The sequence below is a fragment of the Streptomyces sp. NPDC056452 genome (genome assembly GCF_042796085.1).
Lineage (GTDB): Bacteria > Actinomycetota > Actinomycetes > Streptomycetales > Streptomycetaceae > Streptomyces.
In genome coordinates this window covers 1-15,057 of record NZ_JBHTRI010000045.1, presented here as the reverse complement: position 1 = coordinate 15,057, position 15,057 = coordinate 1, and the positions used below count along the sequence as shown (strand labels likewise).

At 72.1% G+C, this 15,057-nt stretch carries 16 protein-coding genes and 1 riboswitch; of the genes, 9 read left to right on the top strand and 7 right to left on the bottom strand.

What is annotated here, in order from left to right; translation table 11 throughout:
* Both thiS and thiO read right to left on the bottom strand, forming a co-directional pair.
* Positions 1 to 261, bottom strand: a complete 261-nt coding sequence (gene thiS, locus ACFQ6X_RS32135; RefSeq protein ID WP_383186727.1) for a sulfur carrier protein ThiS — start codon at positions 259 to 261, stop codon at positions 1 to 3.
* A complete protein-coding gene (gene thiO, locus ACFQ6X_RS32130; protein WP_383186725.1) occupies positions 258 to 1,475 on the bottom strand; it encodes a glycine oxidase ThiO in 1,218 nt (405 codons plus the stop codon). The genes thiS and thiO overlap by 4 nt, the downstream gene beginning before the upstream one ends.
* Positions 1,473 to 1,585: riboswitch (TPP riboswitch) on the bottom strand. Its footprint overlaps the gene before it by 3 nt.
* Before the next feature lie 51 nt (positions 1,586 to 1,636).
* Between thiO and ACFQ6X_RS32125 the strand changes: the two genes are divergently transcribed.
* The 6 genes from ACFQ6X_RS32125 to ACFQ6X_RS32100 all read left to right on the top strand — a co-directional run bounded on the left by ACFQ6X_RS32125 (position 1,637) and on the right by ACFQ6X_RS32100 (position 6,480).
* Entirely contained in the window at positions 1,637 to 1,978 is a 342-nt protein-coding gene (locus ACFQ6X_RS32125) for a hypothetical protein (RefSeq protein ID WP_383186723.1), read from the top strand.
* 97 nt (positions 1,979 to 2,075) lie between these two features.
* Complete coding sequence (locus ACFQ6X_RS32120; RefSeq protein ID WP_383186785.1) at positions 2,076 to 3,239, top strand: NAD(P)/FAD-dependent oxidoreductase; 1,164 nt, start codon at positions 2,076 to 2,078, stop codon at positions 3,237 to 3,239.
* 67 nt (positions 3,240 to 3,306) lie between these two features.
* A complete protein-coding gene (locus ACFQ6X_RS32115) occupies positions 3,307 to 3,672 on the top strand; it encodes an Rv2175c family DNA-binding protein (RefSeq protein WP_383186721.1) in 366 nt (121 codons plus the stop codon).
* 134 nt (positions 3,673 to 3,806) lie between these two features.
* Positions 3,807 to 4,457, top strand: a complete 651-nt coding sequence (thiE, locus tag ACFQ6X_RS32110) for a thiamine phosphate synthase (RefSeq protein ID WP_383186719.1) — start codon at positions 3,807 to 3,809, stop codon at positions 4,455 to 4,457.
* Between the two features lie 122 nt (positions 4,458 to 4,579).
* Entirely contained in the window at positions 4,580 to 5,497 is a 918-nt protein-coding gene (gene metF / locus ACFQ6X_RS32105) for a methylenetetrahydrofolate reductase [NAD(P)H] (protein ID WP_383186717.1), read from the top strand.
* A gap of 50 nt (positions 5,498 to 5,547) precedes the next feature.
* Positions 5,548 to 6,480, top strand: a complete 933-nt coding sequence (locus ACFQ6X_RS32100; RefSeq protein WP_383186715.1) for a hypothetical protein — start codon at positions 5,548 to 5,550, stop codon at positions 6,478 to 6,480.
* Between the two features lie 34 nt (positions 6,481 to 6,514).
* Here the strand turns inward: ACFQ6X_RS32100 and ACFQ6X_RS32095 are convergent, their stop codons facing one another.
* The 5 genes from ACFQ6X_RS32095 to ACFQ6X_RS32075 all read right to left on the bottom strand — a co-directional run bounded on the left by ACFQ6X_RS32095 (position 6,515) and on the right by ACFQ6X_RS32075 (position 12,607).
* Positions 6,515 to 8,029 carry a phytoene desaturase family protein gene (locus ACFQ6X_RS32095; RefSeq protein ID WP_383186713.1) on the bottom strand — a complete coding sequence of 505 codons (1,515 nt, stop codon included), beginning with the start codon at positions 8,027 to 8,029 and terminating at the stop codon, positions 6,515 to 6,517.
* Positions 8,030 to 8,060: 31 nt separating this feature from the next.
* A complete protein-coding gene (locus tag ACFQ6X_RS32090) occupies positions 8,061 to 8,678 on the bottom strand; it encodes a DUF4126 domain-containing protein (RefSeq protein ID WP_383186711.1) in 618 nt (205 codons plus the stop codon).
* A 356-nt stretch (positions 8,679 to 9,034) separates the two neighbouring features.
* Positions 9,035 to 9,646 (bottom strand): TetR/AcrR family transcriptional regulator, encoded by a 612-nt coding sequence (locus tag ACFQ6X_RS32085; protein ID WP_329211977.1) that lies wholly within the window; start codon positions 9,644 to 9,646, stop codon positions 9,035 to 9,037.
* Positions 9,647 to 9,675: 29 nt separating this feature from the next.
* The gene (locus ACFQ6X_RS32080; RefSeq protein ID WP_383186709.1) at positions 9,676 to 11,763 is read right to left on the bottom strand and encodes a YhgE/Pip family protein; all 2,088 of its coding nucleotides are present in this window, start codon (positions 11,761 to 11,763) and stop codon (positions 9,676 to 9,678) included.
* Positions 11,735 to 12,607: an ATP-binding cassette domain-containing protein gene (locus ACFQ6X_RS32075; protein WP_383186707.1), complete on the bottom strand. Its 873-nt coding sequence runs from the start codon at positions 12,605 to 12,607 to the stop codon at positions 11,735 to 11,737. Before ACFQ6X_RS32075 ends, ACFQ6X_RS32080 begins: the two co-directional genes overlap by 29 nt.
* A 168-nt stretch (positions 12,608 to 12,775) precedes the next feature.
* On the opposite strand from ACFQ6X_RS32075, the gene ACFQ6X_RS32070 reads away from it, so the two are divergent.
* The 3 genes from ACFQ6X_RS32070 (at position 12,776) to ACFQ6X_RS32060 (ending at position 14,892) form a co-directional block, all read left to right on the top strand.
* Positions 12,776 to 13,297: an SAV_6107 family HEPN domain-containing protein gene (locus ACFQ6X_RS32070; RefSeq protein ID WP_383186705.1), complete on the top strand. Its 522-nt coding sequence runs from the start codon at positions 12,776 to 12,778 to the stop codon at positions 13,295 to 13,297.
* A 129-nt stretch (positions 13,298 to 13,426) separates the two neighbouring features.
* Entirely contained in the window at positions 13,427 to 14,185 is a 759-nt protein-coding gene (locus ACFQ6X_RS32065; protein WP_383186703.1) for a class I SAM-dependent methyltransferase, read from the top strand.
* A 302-nt stretch (positions 14,186 to 14,487) separates the two neighbouring features.
* A complete protein-coding gene (locus ACFQ6X_RS32060) occupies positions 14,488 to 14,892 on the top strand; it encodes a DUF3040 domain-containing protein (RefSeq protein WP_329211987.1) in 405 nt (134 codons plus the stop codon).
* Positions 14,893 to 15,057 lie beyond the last annotated feature (165 nt).

Sequence of the window (15,057 nt, the reverse complement as noted above, 5' to 3'; positions counted from 1 at the left end):
TCAGCCTCCCTGGACCGCGGTGAGGACCTCGACGCGGTCACCTTCGCCGAGGGCGGTGGCGGACCACTGGCTGCGCGGCACGACGGCCTCGTTGACCGCGGCGGCGACACCGGAGTGCGCCGTGGTCAGGGTCGCGACCAGGGCGTCCAGCGCGGTGCCGGCCGGGACGGTGCGGTGCTCCCCGTTGACGGACACGGACACGGACACGGATCCGGAGGTGGACGCAGGTGCGGAAACGGTGGTGGGCAGGGGCTCGGTCATGCGGGCTGCTCCTGAGGTGCTGGAGAGGGGGCTCCGGGGGAGAGGTGCGGCGAGGCGGGGCCCCGGCCGGAGGACGCGAAGCGGCTCGGCGCGAAGGGGCGGGCCTCGGCGGGCAGTTCGCCGGTGGTCAGCACGTGGGCCATCACGTCACCGGTGACGGGCGTCAGCAGCACCCCGTTGCGGTGGTGGCCGGTGGCGAGGTGCAGGCCGGGCAGTGCCGTCGGACCCAGCAGCGGTGCGTTGTCCGGAGAGGCGGGACGCAGGCCCGCGCGGGTCTCGGTCAGCGGAAGTTCGGTGATGCCCGGCACCAGCTCGTGGGCGTCGCGCAGCAGTTCGTAGACCCCGCCCGCGGTGACCGTGGTGTCCCAGCCCATCTCCTCGCTGGTCGCGCCCACGACCAGCTCGCCGTTGGCGCGCGGGACGAGGTAGACGTGACTGCCGCGGACCACCGCCCGCACGGTCCGGCTGAGGAAGGGGGCGTACGCGGGCGGCACGGCCAGCCGCAGCACCTGTCCCTTGACCGGGCGGACCGGTGGCACGACCTCCTCGGGGACCCCGGCGAGCCTGCCGCTGAGACTGCCGGCGGCCAGCACGACCTGGTCGGCGCTCAGCTCCGTACCGTCCGCGAGGACCGCTCCGGCCGCCCGGCCGCCCGTCACACGGAGCCGTTCCGCCCGGACCCGGTGGAAGACCACTCCGGCCCGCTCGCACGCGGTGACCAGGGCCGAGGCCAGTCGGCGGGGATCCACCTGGTGGTCGCCGTCGGCCCGCAGCCCACCGCGCACCCCGGGGGCGAGCATCGGCTCCAGCCGGCGGCACTCGCGGCCGCTCAGCCACTCCGACTCCAGCCCCGAACGCTGCTGCAGGGCGTGCAGCTCCCGCAGATGGGCCCGGTCGTCGGAGTCCAGCGCGACGGCCAGCGTGCCGCAGGTACGGAAACCGGTCTCCTGTCCGCTCGCTTCCTCCAGCTCGGCCACGAACGCCGGATAGCGGGCGGCGGAGGCGACATTGAGGCCGAGCAGCGTCTGCTCGCCGTAGTGGAGTTCGGTGACGGCGGCGAGCATGCCGGCCGCGACCTGGGCGGCCCCGCCGCCCGGTTCGGGATCGGCGACCGCGACGGACATGCCGCGCCCGGCCGCCCGCCAGGCGGTCACCAGGCCGATGATGCCGCCCCCGACGACCAGGACGTCGGATCCGTTCTCGGAGATGCGCATGGGCGTCCAGCCCCTCCCTTCGCCGGCATGACCCGGATCAGGTTCGTACGGTCGGAGGCCGGCCAGCCTCCCTCTCAGCCCGGTGCGTCCGGGCTCCCGCGAGTGCCTTACGTTGGCCACCCTAAACCCCGTCACCCGCAGCCAGTAAGGGAGCAGCCGCCGTGGCCCGTTCACTCGACGGACTCGTCCTGTCGCCCGTCGTCGACCAGGCACCCGGCCAGGTCGGCACCCGCACACGCTTCGCCTACCGTGAGCGGGAGGGCCGGATCTGGGCCGAGTACGCGGGCGGTGACGTCGTCCGCGGACATCTCGTCGGCACCAGGCAGGGCGACACCCTGGACTTCCGGTACGTGCAGCTGAAGCAGGACGGAACGACCTCCGGCGGCCACTGCGTCTCCACCGTCACGGAACTTCCCGACGGCCGCGTGCGGCTGGACGAGCGGTGGGAGTGGGAGTCCCAGGAGGGCAGCGGGACGAGCGTGGTGGAGGAGCTCGCCACCTGACGGAACGTCAGGTGATTAGGGTGGCCGGGTGAGCGAGCAGACGGAACAGCGGGAAACGGGACAGCAGCCGCGCCGGGTCGTGGTCGTCGGCGCGGGCATGGCCGGCGTGCAGACCGCTGTGGCCCTGCGCGAACAGGGCTTCGCCGGCCGGGTCACCCTGATCGGCGCGGAACCGCACCAGCCGTACGACAGGCCGCCCCTGTCGAAGGCGGTCCTGCTCGGCAAGGCCGAGGACTCCGCCTTCGACGTCGACTTCGAGGGCCTGGACATCACCCTCCGCCTGGGCCTCGACGTGAGCGGACTGCGCGCCGCCGCACACGAGCTGGACACCCCCGAGGGCCCCGTCCCGTACGACGCGCTGGTTCTCGCCACCGGGGCCGAGCCCGTCGTCCTGCCCGGCTCCGAGGGCGTTCCCGGTGTCCATCTGCTGCGCACCGTCGACGATGCCGCACGGCTGCGGCCCGTCCTGGAGCGGCAGCACGACGTCGTGGTCGTGGGAGCCGGCTGGATCGGTGCCGAATTCACCACCGCCGCCCGTGCCGCGGGCTGCGCGGTCACCGTCGTCGAAGCCGCGGAACGCCCCCTCGCGGGCACCCTGCCCGCCGAGGTCGCCGCTCCGATGGCCCGCTGGTACGCCGGGAGCGGGGCCGAACTCCTCACCGGCGCCCGGGTGGCACGCGTCGACCCCGGTGCCGTCCACCTCGCGGACGGCCGGGTGATCCCCGCCGGAGCGGTGATCGTGGGCATCGGCGCACGGCCCGCCACCGGCTGGCTGGAAGGCTCCGGCATCGCGCTCGGCCCGGACGGCTCGATCACCGCCGACGGCTCCCTGCGCACCTCCCTGCCCGACGTGTACGCGGTGGGTGACTGCGCCTCCTTCCCCTCCGCCCGCTACGGCGAACGGCTGCTCGTCCACCACTGGGACAACGCCCTCCAGGGGCCCCGGACGGTCGCAGCCGCCCTCGCGGACGGGCGGCCCCGGACGTACGACCCGGTGCCCTACTTCTGGTCCGAGCAGTTCGGCCGGTTCGTGCAGTACGCCGGTCACCACGCCGCGGCCGACACCCTGCTGTGGCGCGGCGACCCGGCGGACCCGTCGTGGACGGTCTGCTGGCTGCGCGAGGGCGCCCTGGTGGCGGTGCTCGCCGTCAGCCGGCCGCGCGACCTCGCCCAGGCGCGCAAGCTCATCGAGGCCGGGGCGCCCATTGATCCGGTGCGTGCCGCGGACCCCTCCGTACCGCTGAAGGCGGCGGCGCTGTAGGACCCGGGTACCTCCTTACGGGCGGCCCGGCTACCGACTGTCGGTCCGGGATGGCAGGCTTGTCCCTGTGACCGAGATTGACGCAAAGATCGATGTTCTCGTCCCCGACTGGCTCCACCTTCCCGACATCGCGGAAATGCTCGATGTCGAGGTGACGCGCGTACGGCAGCTGGTCAAGGAGGGCCAGCTCATCGCCGTACGACGTGGTGAGAGGCGGACGCTCCAGGTGCCTGCCGCCTTCATCGACGGCAACAAGGTGGTCAAGGGCCTCGCGGGGACCCTGACGCTCCTGAAGGACGACGGCTACAGCGATGAAGAGATGCTGGAGTGGCTCTTCACCCCCGACCCGAGCCTGCCCGGCACGCCCGCGCAGGCCCTCAGTGAGAATCGCGGTACGGAGGTGAAGCGCCGGGCCCAGGCGCTCGCCGTCTGACCGGACGACCGTATGCGGGGTGCGGGCCGTGCTTCACGGTCCGCACTCTGCCGTGACCGGCACCTGCCGGACCGGCGACCACCGGGTCGGCGGCCCGTGGGGCCGACGACCTTTATCAACGGGGGGAATCCACCATGTCCACGCCTCGCTCGCTGCTGGCCGACGCCCGGCTCTACCTCTGCACGGACGCCCGCAAACAGCAGGGCGACCTTCCCGCGTTCCTCGATGCCGTGCTCTCCTCCGGCGTCGACATCGTGCAGCTGCGCGACAAGGGCATGGAAGCCGCGGAGGAGCTCGAACACCTGGCCGTGTTCGCGGACGCCTGCAAGCGCCACGGCAAGCTCCTCGCGGTGAACGACCGGGCCGACGTCGCCCACGCCATCGGCTCCGACGTGCTGCACCTCGGGCAGGGCGATCTCCCGGTGCCCGCCGCCCGCGGCGTCATCGGCGCCGAGGTGGTGATCGGCCGGTCCACCCACGCCGAGTCCGAGGTGGACGCGGCCGTCGCCGAGGCGGGCGTGGACTACTTCTGCACAGGCCCCTGCTGGCCCACCCCGACCAAGCCCGGCCGGTACGCCCCGGGTCTGGGGCTCGTCCGCTACGCCGCCTCACTCGACCAGCCGCGCCCCTGGTTCGCCATCGGCGGAATCAACGCGGGCAATCTGGACGAGGTGCTGGACGCGGGCGCCCGGCGGGTCGTTGTCGTGCGGGCGATCACCGAAGCGGCGGATCCCGCCGCGGCGACCGCGGCACTCGCCGCGCGCATCCGGGCGCGCGCGGCCTGAACAGGGCGGGCCTCGCGCCCCACGGGAGCCGGCTGTCCGAGGGGTGGACAGCAATCCCATTAATCCGGGCGAAAAGCCCCGGTCTGGTTGGGGTACCGCCGAGCCCTGGTTAACCTCCCAGTATGGCTCTTGGCACACCCTCCACCAGGACTGATCACGCTCGCACCGTGCGTGAGCTGCTCGCGACCGGCAGAACGTCGTACTCGTTCGAGTTCTGGGCGCCCAAGACCGAGAAGGGCGAACGGAACCTCTGGAACGCCCTGCGGCGCGTCGAGGCGGTGGGCCCGAGCTTCGTCTCCGTGACGTACGGAGCCGGCGGTTCCACCCGTGCGGGGACGGTGCGGGCGACCCAGCAGATCGCCGCCGACTCCACGCTCACCCCCGTCGCGCACCTCACCGCCGTCGACCACTCCGTCGCCCAGCTGCGCAACATGGTCGGGCAGTACGCCGACGCCGGTATCCGCAACATCCTCGCGGTGCGCGGAGACCCGCCGGGCGACCCGATGGCCGAGTGGGTCAAGCACCCGCAGGGCGTGCGGTACGCGGCGGATCTCGTCCGGCTCATCAAGGAGTCCGGTGATTTCTGCGTCGGCGTCGCGGCCTTTCCCGAAATGCATCCGCGGTCGGCCGACTGGGACTCCGACATCAGGCATTTCGTGGACAAGTGCCGCGCGGGTGCCGACTATGCGATCACCCAGATGTTCTTCCAGCCGGAGAGCTATCTGCAGATGCGTGACCGCGTGGTCGCTGCCGGTTGCGACACCCCGGTCATCCCCGAGGTGATGCCGCTCACGAGCGTCCGGCAGCTGGAGAGATTCGCCCAACTCAGCAACGCGTCCCTGCCTTCCTCGCTGAAAGAGCGCATCCTCGCCGCGAAGGACGATCCCGCCGCTGTACGCTCCATTGGCATCGAGTTCGCCACGGAGTTCTGCGCGAAGCTGCTCTCCGAGGGTGTCCCGGGGCTGCACTTCATTACGCTCAACAACTCGACGGCAACACTCGAGATCTACGAGAATCTCGGACTGCACAAGCAGTCGTGACCGGCCGTACCCGCCACCAACCGGGGCGGTGGCCGTAGGAGGGGGCGGGCGTGGGCTGGACGGTCCTCTACATCGCATTCGGCGTCGTGGCGCTGTGGCTGCTGGGCGAGGTGCTGCTGCAGTACAAGGCGCGGCTGCGCTGGCGGCTGCTCGCCTTCGCCGGCTTCCTCGGTGTGGTTCTCGGTGTACTGATTCCCTCGGTGCTGGTGATCGCCCTCGGCGCGATCGCCTTCGCGACGGGGCAGACGTATGTGACCCTCTCCTTCCGACGGGGCTTCTCGACGGGCTGGGCCATAGGCGGCAGCCCCGGCGAGAGCCGCCGCCGCCGTGCGGCCGGCGACGCACCCGGCCGGAAACAGCCCACGCTCGAGGTCTCCGGCCTGGAGTACCAGGAACCCGGACCGGAAGCCGCGGACGAGACCGCGGCATCCGCGGTCTACGAACCGCAGCCGCTGCCGGACGACACCGGGCAGTACGGCATATACACCGACGCCGCCTACGCCGCCGCCGGCAGCCAGGAACAGCAGGGCGAGCAGCAGCAGTACGCCGCCTACGACCCGTACACCGACTACGCGCAGCCGGCCCAGGACACCTACAGCGGCCAGGGCGCCTACCAGGGCCAGGGCGCCTATCCGGGCCAGGAGACCTACCAGGGCCAGGACACCTACGCCGGCCAGTACGACTACGGCACGCCCACGCCGGACTACGCCCCCTACTCCGACCCGTACATCGGGACGGGCGCGGCGACGGGCCCCGGCCAGTACACCTCGTACGACAGCTACGGCAACGGTTACGACAGCTACGGGGGCCAGCAGCAGTACACCGGCCCCTACGCCGAGCAGTACGCCCCGGAGACGCCGCCGGGAGGCGTCTGGGTCCCGCAGCAGCGCGAGGGCGAGCAGTACCCCCCGCTGCCGCCCGAGCAGCCCGCCCCGTACGGCAACGGGTACGACACCGGCCAGAACGAGCAGTACCGCTACTGACCGCCCGCGGTCACGAGGACGAGCGCTCCGCGGCTCACTGCGAGCCGCGGAAGCCGTCACCCTCCACCACGAGGCCCGCCACCAGGGCACCCGACATCCCGGCATGCGCCAGTCCGCCGCCGGGATGCGACCAGCCGCCGGCCAGATACAGGCCGGGCAGCCCGGTGCGGTTCCCGGAGTGCAGATACGCGCCCCGCGCTCCCGCCAGCGCGGGCGCGGGCACCGAACCGCCCTCGGCGCCGGTGTCGGCGGCGGTCTCCGCCGGGGTGCGCACCTCGGCGTGGAGAATGCGCTCCCGCAGGCCGGGAACGGCCACGCAGGCGCGATCGATCAGCACCTCGGCGTACCGCTCGCGCAGCGCCGCGTCCGTCCAGTCGACCGGGCCGTGCGGGGCCACCGTCGCCATCAGGGTCACCGCCTCGTGCGCCTCGTCGGGGCGGGTGGCGGGGTCGTCGGGACGCAGCACCGTCACGGTGGGCCGCTCCGCGGTCCGTCCGCCGAACACCGCGTCCTGCTCGGCGGCCCCGTCCTCGCAGTGCACCACGCTCCGGTGCACCGCACCGGCCTCCCGGGCGCCGCGCAGCGACAGCAGCACCAGGAAGCGGCCCGGCACCGTTCGCTGCCCGGCACCCTCCACTCCTCCTGCTTCTCCGCCGAACCGCCGCTCCTGACCGGGCAGCAGCCCGGGCCACGGCTGCGCGCCCAGAACGACATGATCGGCCTCGACGCTCTCGCCGTCCGCCAGTTCGACGCCTGCGGCCCTGCCGTCCTTCTCGGCCACCCGGACCACCTCGGCACCGAAAACGAACGTCACACGGCGCTCCAGGCACCGCTCGTACACCGCCTCGGCGAGCGCACGCATGCCCCCGGCGACGTACCAACTGCCGAAGGTCTCCTCCATGTAGGGCAGCAGGGCGGCGGCGGCCGGCGCGCGGCGGGGATCCAGGCCGTACGACAGGGCGTACCCGTCGAGCAGGGCGGCCAGCCGGGGGTCCGCCAGCTCCCAGGCACCGATCTCGGCGACCGTGCCCGCCTCCCGGACGGTCAGCAGCCTGCGCCTGCGGAGCGCGGGGTAGGGATCGCGGCCAAGCACCTGCCGGTCGTCCCGCAGGGGCTCCTCCAGCAGCGGCCTGCGCGAGCGGTCCCACGCGGTCCCCGCCCGGTCCAGGAACTCCCCCCAGCGGGCTCCCGATCCCTTGCCGAGCGCCCCGTCCAGCGCGCCGACCACTCCGGCCCGCGAGGCGTTCGGCAGTGAGACCGCGGTGCCGTCCGCGAAATGGTGGCGGCTCGCGGGGTCGACCTGGGTGAGCGTCACGCGCTGCTCCAGGGGTGCCTTGCCGGTCTTCACGAACAGGTCGCGATAGACCGCGGGAAGGTGCAGCAGCGAGGGACCGGTGTCGAAGACGAACCCCTCACGGGCATACCGGCCGAGCGAGCCGCCATAGGTCCCGGACCGCTCGTACACCGTCACCCGGTGGCCTGCCACGGCCAGCCGCGCGGCCGCTGCCATCGCGCCCGCCCCGGCGCCGATCACCGCAATTCGTGCCATGTCAGAGACCCTAAGGGGTGGCACCGACAGCTCACTCGTGAGGCCAGTGCCTGCCCGCTCCGGCCATGCGTTTCTCTTCGCGGCGCTGGGCTCTGCGACGTAGGAAGCGGCGGATGCGCGAGGCGAGGAAGACCAGTATCACCAGGCCGAGCACCAGGAGCGTCGCGGCGATCACGGCCGCGGCCACGGGGTTGAATATGGCGAACGTGATGATTCCGGCGACGCCGAGATCCTCCGCGACGCTCACCGCGACGTTGCTGAACGGTTCGGGTGAGGTGTTGACCGCCATCCTGGTGCCCGCCTTCACCAGATGGCTCATCAACGCGGTGGAACCGCCGACCGCCGCGGCCGCGAGCTCCGGGAGCGATCCGCTCTCGCCCGCCAGCAGCGCCGCGACGACCGCCCCGGCGACCGGACGTACGACCGTGTGGACCGCGTCCCAGGCCGAGTCCACATAGGGGATCTTGTCGGCCACCGCCTCGCACAGGAAGAGCACTCCCGCCGCCACGAGCACATCGGTGCGCTGCAACGACTCGGGCACCTCGTCGGTGAGTCCGGTCGCGCCGAAGAGGCCGAGCATGAGGACCACCGCGTAGGCGTTGATCCCGCTCGCCCAGCCACTCGTGAACACCAGGGGGAGTACGGACACGGACGCGATCGTAACCAGTCGCCGCCGGCCCCGGGTGGGCCCCCGCACACAGCTCTGAGTATCCGTACCTAGTGGGGGAGATGAGTAGGGACGCGGATGGGCCCCCACCTGCACGGACGGCAGAGTGGAGACCACGGAAGGGGCGCAGCGCCAGGACCGCCGGCACGGGGCGGCGGAACGGCGAGGCACCCCGGACGCAACGGGGGTGTACGACGCGGAGCCCGGGGACCACGGGGGAATCGGGGTCACGGGGAAGGGCGCCGCGGCAGCACCGAGGACGCCGGGCCGGTGGAATTCGAGGGGGATCGAATGCCACCGGCCCGGCGTCTTCGTGTGCCGTGCGCTCCCGTGCCTCCTCAGCGCCCGCTGACGCGCCCGTGCAGCAGCAGGGACAGGGCCGAGTGCACATCGTCGATCGACCGCTCCGGCTGGAACGCCTGCCAGTCGAGGGCCGCGACCAGGACCATCCCGACGAGTGCGGCGGCCGTCAGCTGGATGTCGATCTCCTCGCTGAGCTCTCCGTTCGCGACACCTTCCCGGAGCACCCCCTCGACGACCGCGACGGCCTCCTGGCGCAGCACCAGGAGGGTCGACTGCCAGGCGCGGTTGGTGCGCCAGAGCTCGGCGACGTACAGCTGGGTGAAGGCCGGGTAGCGGTCGATGAAGACCAGACCGGCCCGGATCATCGCGTCCAGGGCCTCCACCCGGGTGCCGTCGCGCTCGTCGGTCTCCTCGGCCGCGGAGCGCAGCGACTGCGTGAGCAGTCCGACGCCGTGCCGCAGCAGCTCCTCGAAGAGTTCGGTCTTGCTCTTGAAGTTGTAGTAGACCGTGCCCTTGGCCACCCCGGCACGCTCGGCGATCTCGTCCACCGTGGTCGCCGAGAAACCCTTCTCCGCGATGAGGGTCACAGCCGCCTCGTAGAGCTTCTGCCGCGTGGCCTGGCGGCGTGTGGTGCTACTGCTGTCCATACGGTCGATTCTCACAGGTCCCGGCGTGCTCACAGACTGAGCTCCGGATGCAGCCGGTCCAGGGTCCACACCTGCCTGCGGCGGGCGGAGAGCGCGGTCAGGGCCAGAGCGCCCGCGGTGAAGGCCAGCAGCACGGCACAGGCCTGCCAGACCGGCCCGAGACCGCCCCCCGTGATCAGCCTGCGCAGCCCCTCCACGACGTACGTCATCGGCAGGTAGGGGTGGATCGCGCCGAAGAGGCCGGGGCTGGTCTGGACGGGGTACGTGCCACCCGCGGAGGTCAGCTGGAGCATCAGCACCGCCAGCACGAGGATCCGTCCCGCCGCGCCGAAGCGGGCGTTCAGCCACTGGACGATCGCGGCGAAGCAGCAGGTGACCAGGGCCAGGAAGCCGATCGTTCCGGCGGCGTGCGCCATCTGGAGGCCGAGCCGCCAGTGCAGCACGGACATCAGGGCGACGACCTGGAGCAGGCCGATCGCGGCGACCGGCAGCCAGCCGGCGAAGGCGATGCGCCAGGCCGGTGCCCCGGCCGAGAGCGCACGCCGGTTGAGCGGCTGGATCAGCATGTACGCCACCATCGCCCCCACCCAGAGGGAGAGCGGGATGAAGTACGGGGCGAAGCCGGTGCCGTAGTTGGGAGCCGCGTGCAGCGACGAGGAGGCCAGCTGCACGGGGTCGGCCATGACACCGGTGCGGGCGTCGCGGTCCTCCTTGTCGTAGTCGGGGATCCGGCCGACACCGTCGTTCAGCCCCTGGGCCAGGGTCGCGGACCCGTCACCGAGCCGGAACAGCCCGCTGTCCAGAGTCTTGGCCCCCTTCTTGAGCTTTCCGAGCCCGGTGTCCAGGTCCGCGGACCCGGTCTTCGCGGTGCCGAGCCCCGTGTGGAGTGCGTCGGCGCCCTTGGCGACCTTGTGGGCACCGGTGTTGAGGGAGTTGATCTTCGAGACGGCGGACTCCAGGTCCGTGTCCAGGTTCGGCGAACGCTTGGCGAGGGCGTCGGCCTGCTTCTGCAGGGTGGTCAGCTGGGCGCGCAGCTTCTTCAGGTCCCCGTTCTGGTTGGTGACCAGGGCGTTGACGTCGTCGGAGACCTTCGCGACGTCGGCCGCCGCTGTCTTGGCGCGCTTCAGCTGCGGGCACACGCCGGGGTCGGGCAGCGGCTGCTCCGTGCAGCGGATGCGGTAGACGTCGGCCAGATCGTCGGAGGCCGTGTGTGCGGCGGCCGACGCGGTGGGCGCGGCCTCGACCAGCAGGTCGAGGTTGTCCCGCACGGTCTTCGAGGAGTCGGCGACCAGCCGTGCCGTGTCCCCGATCGTCCTGCCGTTGTCCTTCAGGAACGGGCGGACGTCGCCGGCGACCTTGTTGACCTTGTCGGCGAGGAGCTGGGTGCCGGAGGCGACCTGCCGGGATCCGGTCTCGAGGTCGCCGGCACCCTTGTTGAGCCTGACGATTCCGGCGGACAGCGTGCCGCTGCCCGCCTTGGCGTCCTTCAGCCCGTCCGCGAGGTCCTTCGAGCCCTTCTTCGCCTTGGCGACGCCGCCCTTGAGGTCGTCGGCGCCCGCGGCCGCCTTCGCCGTCGCGTCATGGAGGCCGGAGAAGTTGATGAAGATCCGGTCGAGGAAGCCGCGCGAGGCCTTCGTCGACGCGGCGCTGCGGACCTCGGCGAACACCGTCCGGGAGATCTGCCCGACGATGTAGTTGTTGGCGTCGTTCGTACGGACCTGCAGGGCGCCGGTCTCGGGGGAGTCACCGGAACTCGATGCGATCCGCTCGCTGAAGTCGGACGGCATGGTCAGCGAGAGGTAGTACGTTCCGTCCTCGACGCCCCTGCGGGCCTCGGCGGAGTCGACCTCGTGCCAGTCGAAGACCTTGGAGTCCAGGAGCCTGCCGGCTATCTCGTCACCTGCCGCGAGGCGCTTGCCCTCCGCGCTCGCGCCCTTGTCGTCGTTGACGAGCGCGACGGGGATCCTGTCGAGCCGCCCGTACGGATCCCAGAAGGACCACAGGTACAGGGCTCCGTACAGCAGGGGCAGCAGCAGGAGGGCCACGAGTGCGGCCCGCGGCATCCGGCCCCTGCCGAACCGCCTCAGCTCAAGCGCGGCCAGTTTCGGCGATCGCATCGGCCGTCCCCTCTCCGGTCGTGTCGTCCTCGGTCGTCGCGTTCCCGCTCGCGTCGTCCCCGGCCGAGTTGTCCTCGGCCACGTCGTCCTCGGCCGCGTCGTCCTCGCCTGTGGGGCCTTCGGCCGCCCCGTCCGGCTGCTCGGCGGCGGGTGTTCCGGTGCGTACGGTGAACGCGTCCTCGGGTGCCTCGCTGCACACGGCGAGCACCGTCGTCCCGGAGTCCGCGAGGGTTCTCAGCAGCTCCCAGGCCTCGGCGCGGTCCGCGTCGGAGAGCTTGAGGTCGGTGTCGTCCACCGCGAGGAGCCGGGGCCGGGCCATCAGCGCAAGGGCGATGGACAGCCGCAGGGCCTCGAGGCGCTCCAGGTCCCGTACGGAGGTCCGTTCGGCCTTGGGCAGGGCCGACGGGTCCAGCCGGACGGCCTCCAGCGCGGCGTCGACGGTGGCCCGGGCCGTCGCGGTCCGCTGGGCCCGGGGCCGCAGCAGGGTGCGCAGCGATCCGTCGAAGCGGCGCTGCAGCAGGGCCCGTTCGCGCAGATGCTCGGCGACGGTGAAGGCGGGGTCGAGTTCACTGACCCCGGGCACCGGGCCCAGCGCGCTGATCCTCCGGACGGCGGCGAGCCTGCCGGGCATGCGCAGACCGCCGACCTCCGCGTGCCCCTGCGTGGAGCGCATCCGGCCGGTGAGCGCGAGCAGCAGGCAGGTTCGGCCCGAGCCGGACGGACCCTCGATCGCGACGAGCGTTCCGGGATCCGCGGCGAAGTCCACACCCCGGAAGGCCCAGCCGCGCGGCCCCTCGAGCCCGAAGTCCTCGGCGCTCACTTCCGCCCCGTGCGGGCTGTCCACAACCCCACCCCCATTTTTGAACTGACCAGTCAGTGCAAAAAACTAGCCCGAACTTGCGCTCGAAGCAAAGTGCCAGGTCAGCGACGGGTTCGACCGGATTGTCAGTGGGGGCCGTCACGATGGATACATACGGCCACGAAGCCGTCACACGACGACAGGAGGTTCGTCATGGCCAGCTCGTCCGCAGCCGCCGCTCCGCGGCGCCGCGCAGGCAGCCCTGCCCCCTCACTGACCGGTCCGGCAACCGACGTCCACCCCGTTACGCGTCGCACCACTGCGCCGCCCGCCGCTCTCGATCTGCTCGTCCAGGCCCGTTCCGGCCTGGACGAGGCCGCCGTACTCGACGTGCCGAACGAGCGGTATGCCACCGCTCACCTCGCCGCGCTGCGTACCGCAGCCGCCGTGCTCGCCGCCCGTGGCCGTCCCGAAACCAGCAGGCGCCGCCGGGAGAGGATCCGCAGCGCCTGGGAGGTCCTCCCGGAAATAGCTCCCGAACTCACCGAATGGAGCGCCCTGTTCGCCTCCGGGGCCCCGCGCAGGGCCCGGGCGGAGGCAGGCATACCGGGCGCGGCCACCAGCCGCGACGCCGACGATCTGCTGAGGGACGCCGCCATGTTCCTGCGCCTGGTCGAGCGGCTCCTGGTGCTCCAGCCGGTCCTGCCGCAGCCACGGAAGGACCGGCCCCGGTAACGGCCGGGAGGCGGTCCGACGCGGGGTGACCGGGACGGCGGTGCGAGGCAATAGGGTGGAGAGCCCGTACCACCTGCACCGTTCACGCTCCGCCGTCCGTGGCGGCATCGTGCCGAGGAGTCAACTGCCGTGTCGGACCAGCTGCGCCCCCGTGCCTCCCTCCGTACCGCCGTGGTCTGGGAGGTCCTGAAGGACGCTCTCGAGCGCCGCGTCAAGGCGACCGGCAGGGACGCCCTGGACGTACTGGACACGGGCGGCGGCACCGGCAACTTCGCGGTGCCCGTCGCCCGTCTCGGTCACCGGGTCACCGTCGTCGACCCCAGCCCCAACGCGCTGTTCGCGCTGGAGCGCCGCGCCGCCGAGGCCGGGGTCGCCGAGAGGGTCCGCGGAGTCCAGGGCGACATCCTCGGCCTGTTCGACGTCGTGGAGCGCACCGGCTACGACGCGGTCCTGTGCCACGGCGTCCTGGAGTACGTGGACGACCCCGCCGAAGGCGTACGGAACGCGGTCGACGCGCTCCGTCCGTCCGGGGCGCTCAGCCTGTTGGGTGCCGGGCTCGGCGGCGCCGTCCTGGCCCGCGCGCTCGCCGGGCACTTCACCGAGGCCAGGCAGGCGCTGACGGACCCGGCCGGGCGCTGGGGGGAGGGCGACCCCGTGCCCCGCAGGTTCACCGCCGACCAGCTCGCCGAGCTGGTGTCGGCCGCAGGCGTGGAGGTCGGCGCGGTCCACGGTGTGCGGGTCTTCGCGGACCTCGTGCCGGGGGTTCTCGTGGACACCGAGCCCGGCGCCATGGATGCCCTCCTGAGGCTCGAGGCCGCCGTCGCGGAACTGCCGGCGTTCCATTCGGTGGCGACCCAGCTGCACGTATTGGGCGAGAAGCGCGTCTGAGCCATGACGCGGACACGGCCGAAACGTGGCCGTGGGGCGACCGGAGCACGGCTGATCAGCAACGCAGCTGCAGACGGAGTACGGCCCAGAACACCCGATCGGGGCGCAGGCCCCGTATGATCGGGTGACACCATCCGGCATGACGGATCGGCGGTCGGGGAATCTACGCCTCAGCAGCCGGACCAACATGGCGGTCCGGACTGGCTATGGCTAGAGGGCGGGTTTCACGGGGGCGAATCCCTGCCTATTCTGGAAGGGCCGCATACCGGTCGCCCCCCGCGGCCGACGACGAGGAGGACTCCGTGCCGCTCTCGGAGCACGAGCAGCGAATGCTCGAGCAGATGGAGCGAGCGCTGTACGCCGAAGATCCCAAGTTCGCGACAGCGCTTGAGGGAAGCGGGCTGCGCAGGTACACCCGGCGACGGGTCTACCAGGCGGTGGCCGGTTTTCTGGTGGGTATCGCGCTCCTCATGGCCGGAATGGTCTTTAAGCAGACCTGGATCAGCGTGGTGGGATTCCTCGTCATGCTGGGCTGCGCCGTGCTGGTTGTCACCGGGTGGCGCAAAGCGCCCAAGCCCGGCGAGCAGCCGCAGGCGGGGAGCGAGAGCGGGGGCGGAGGCGAACGCCGACATCCCAAGCAGCGCCGGTCGATGATGAACCGGATCGAGCAACGGTGGCAGCGCCGCCGCGACGAACAGGGCCAGTGAACACCCGGTTCGGCAGGCGTCGGCCCGCCCGGCCCTGATCCGGACCGTGAACACCGAAACTTGCTGCAGGACTCATGAGTGAGGGGCGGGGGCCGGGGGGGCGGCCGGCCGCCCGCGGGGGGGGCGGGGCCAGGCGGCCCCCCGCGGGCGCCGGGCCTCGGCTGG

Excerpts from the sequence above, each read along its gene's own strand:
- ACFQ6X_RS32080 (WP_383186709.1), bottom strand. The coding sequence starts at position 11,763 with ATGCGATCGCCGAAACTGGCCGCGCTTGAGCTGAGGCGGTTCGGCAGG.
- thiS (WP_383186727.1), bottom strand. The coding sequence starts at position 261 with ATGACCGAGCCCCTGCCCACCACCGTTTCCGCACCTGCGTCCACCTCC.
- ACFQ6X_RS32085 (WP_329211977.1), bottom strand. The coding sequence starts at position 9,646 with ATGGACAGCAGTAGCACCACACGCCGCCAGGCCACGCGGCAGAAGCTC.
- thiO (WP_383186725.1), bottom strand. The coding sequence starts at position 1,475 with ATGCGCATCTCCGAGAACGGATCCGACGTCCTGGTCGTCGGGGGCGGC.
- ACFQ6X_RS32095 (WP_383186713.1), bottom strand. The coding sequence starts at position 8,029 with ATGGCACGAATTGCGGTGATCGGCGCCGGGGCGGGCGCGATGGCAGCG.
- ACFQ6X_RS32120 (WP_383186785.1), top strand. The coding sequence starts at position 2,076 with ATGGCCGGCGTGCAGACCGCTGTGGCCCTGCGCGAACAGGGCTTCGCC.
- thiE (WP_383186719.1), top strand. The coding sequence starts at position 3,807 with ATGTCCACGCCTCGCTCGCTGCTGGCCGACGCCCGGCTCTACCTCTGC.
- metF (WP_383186717.1), top strand. The coding sequence starts at position 4,580 with ATGGCTCTTGGCACACCCTCCACCAGGACTGATCACGCTCGCACCGTG.
- ACFQ6X_RS32070 (WP_383186705.1), top strand. The coding sequence starts at position 12,776 with ATGGCCAGCTCGTCCGCAGCCGCCGCTCCGCGGCGCCGCGCAGGCAGC.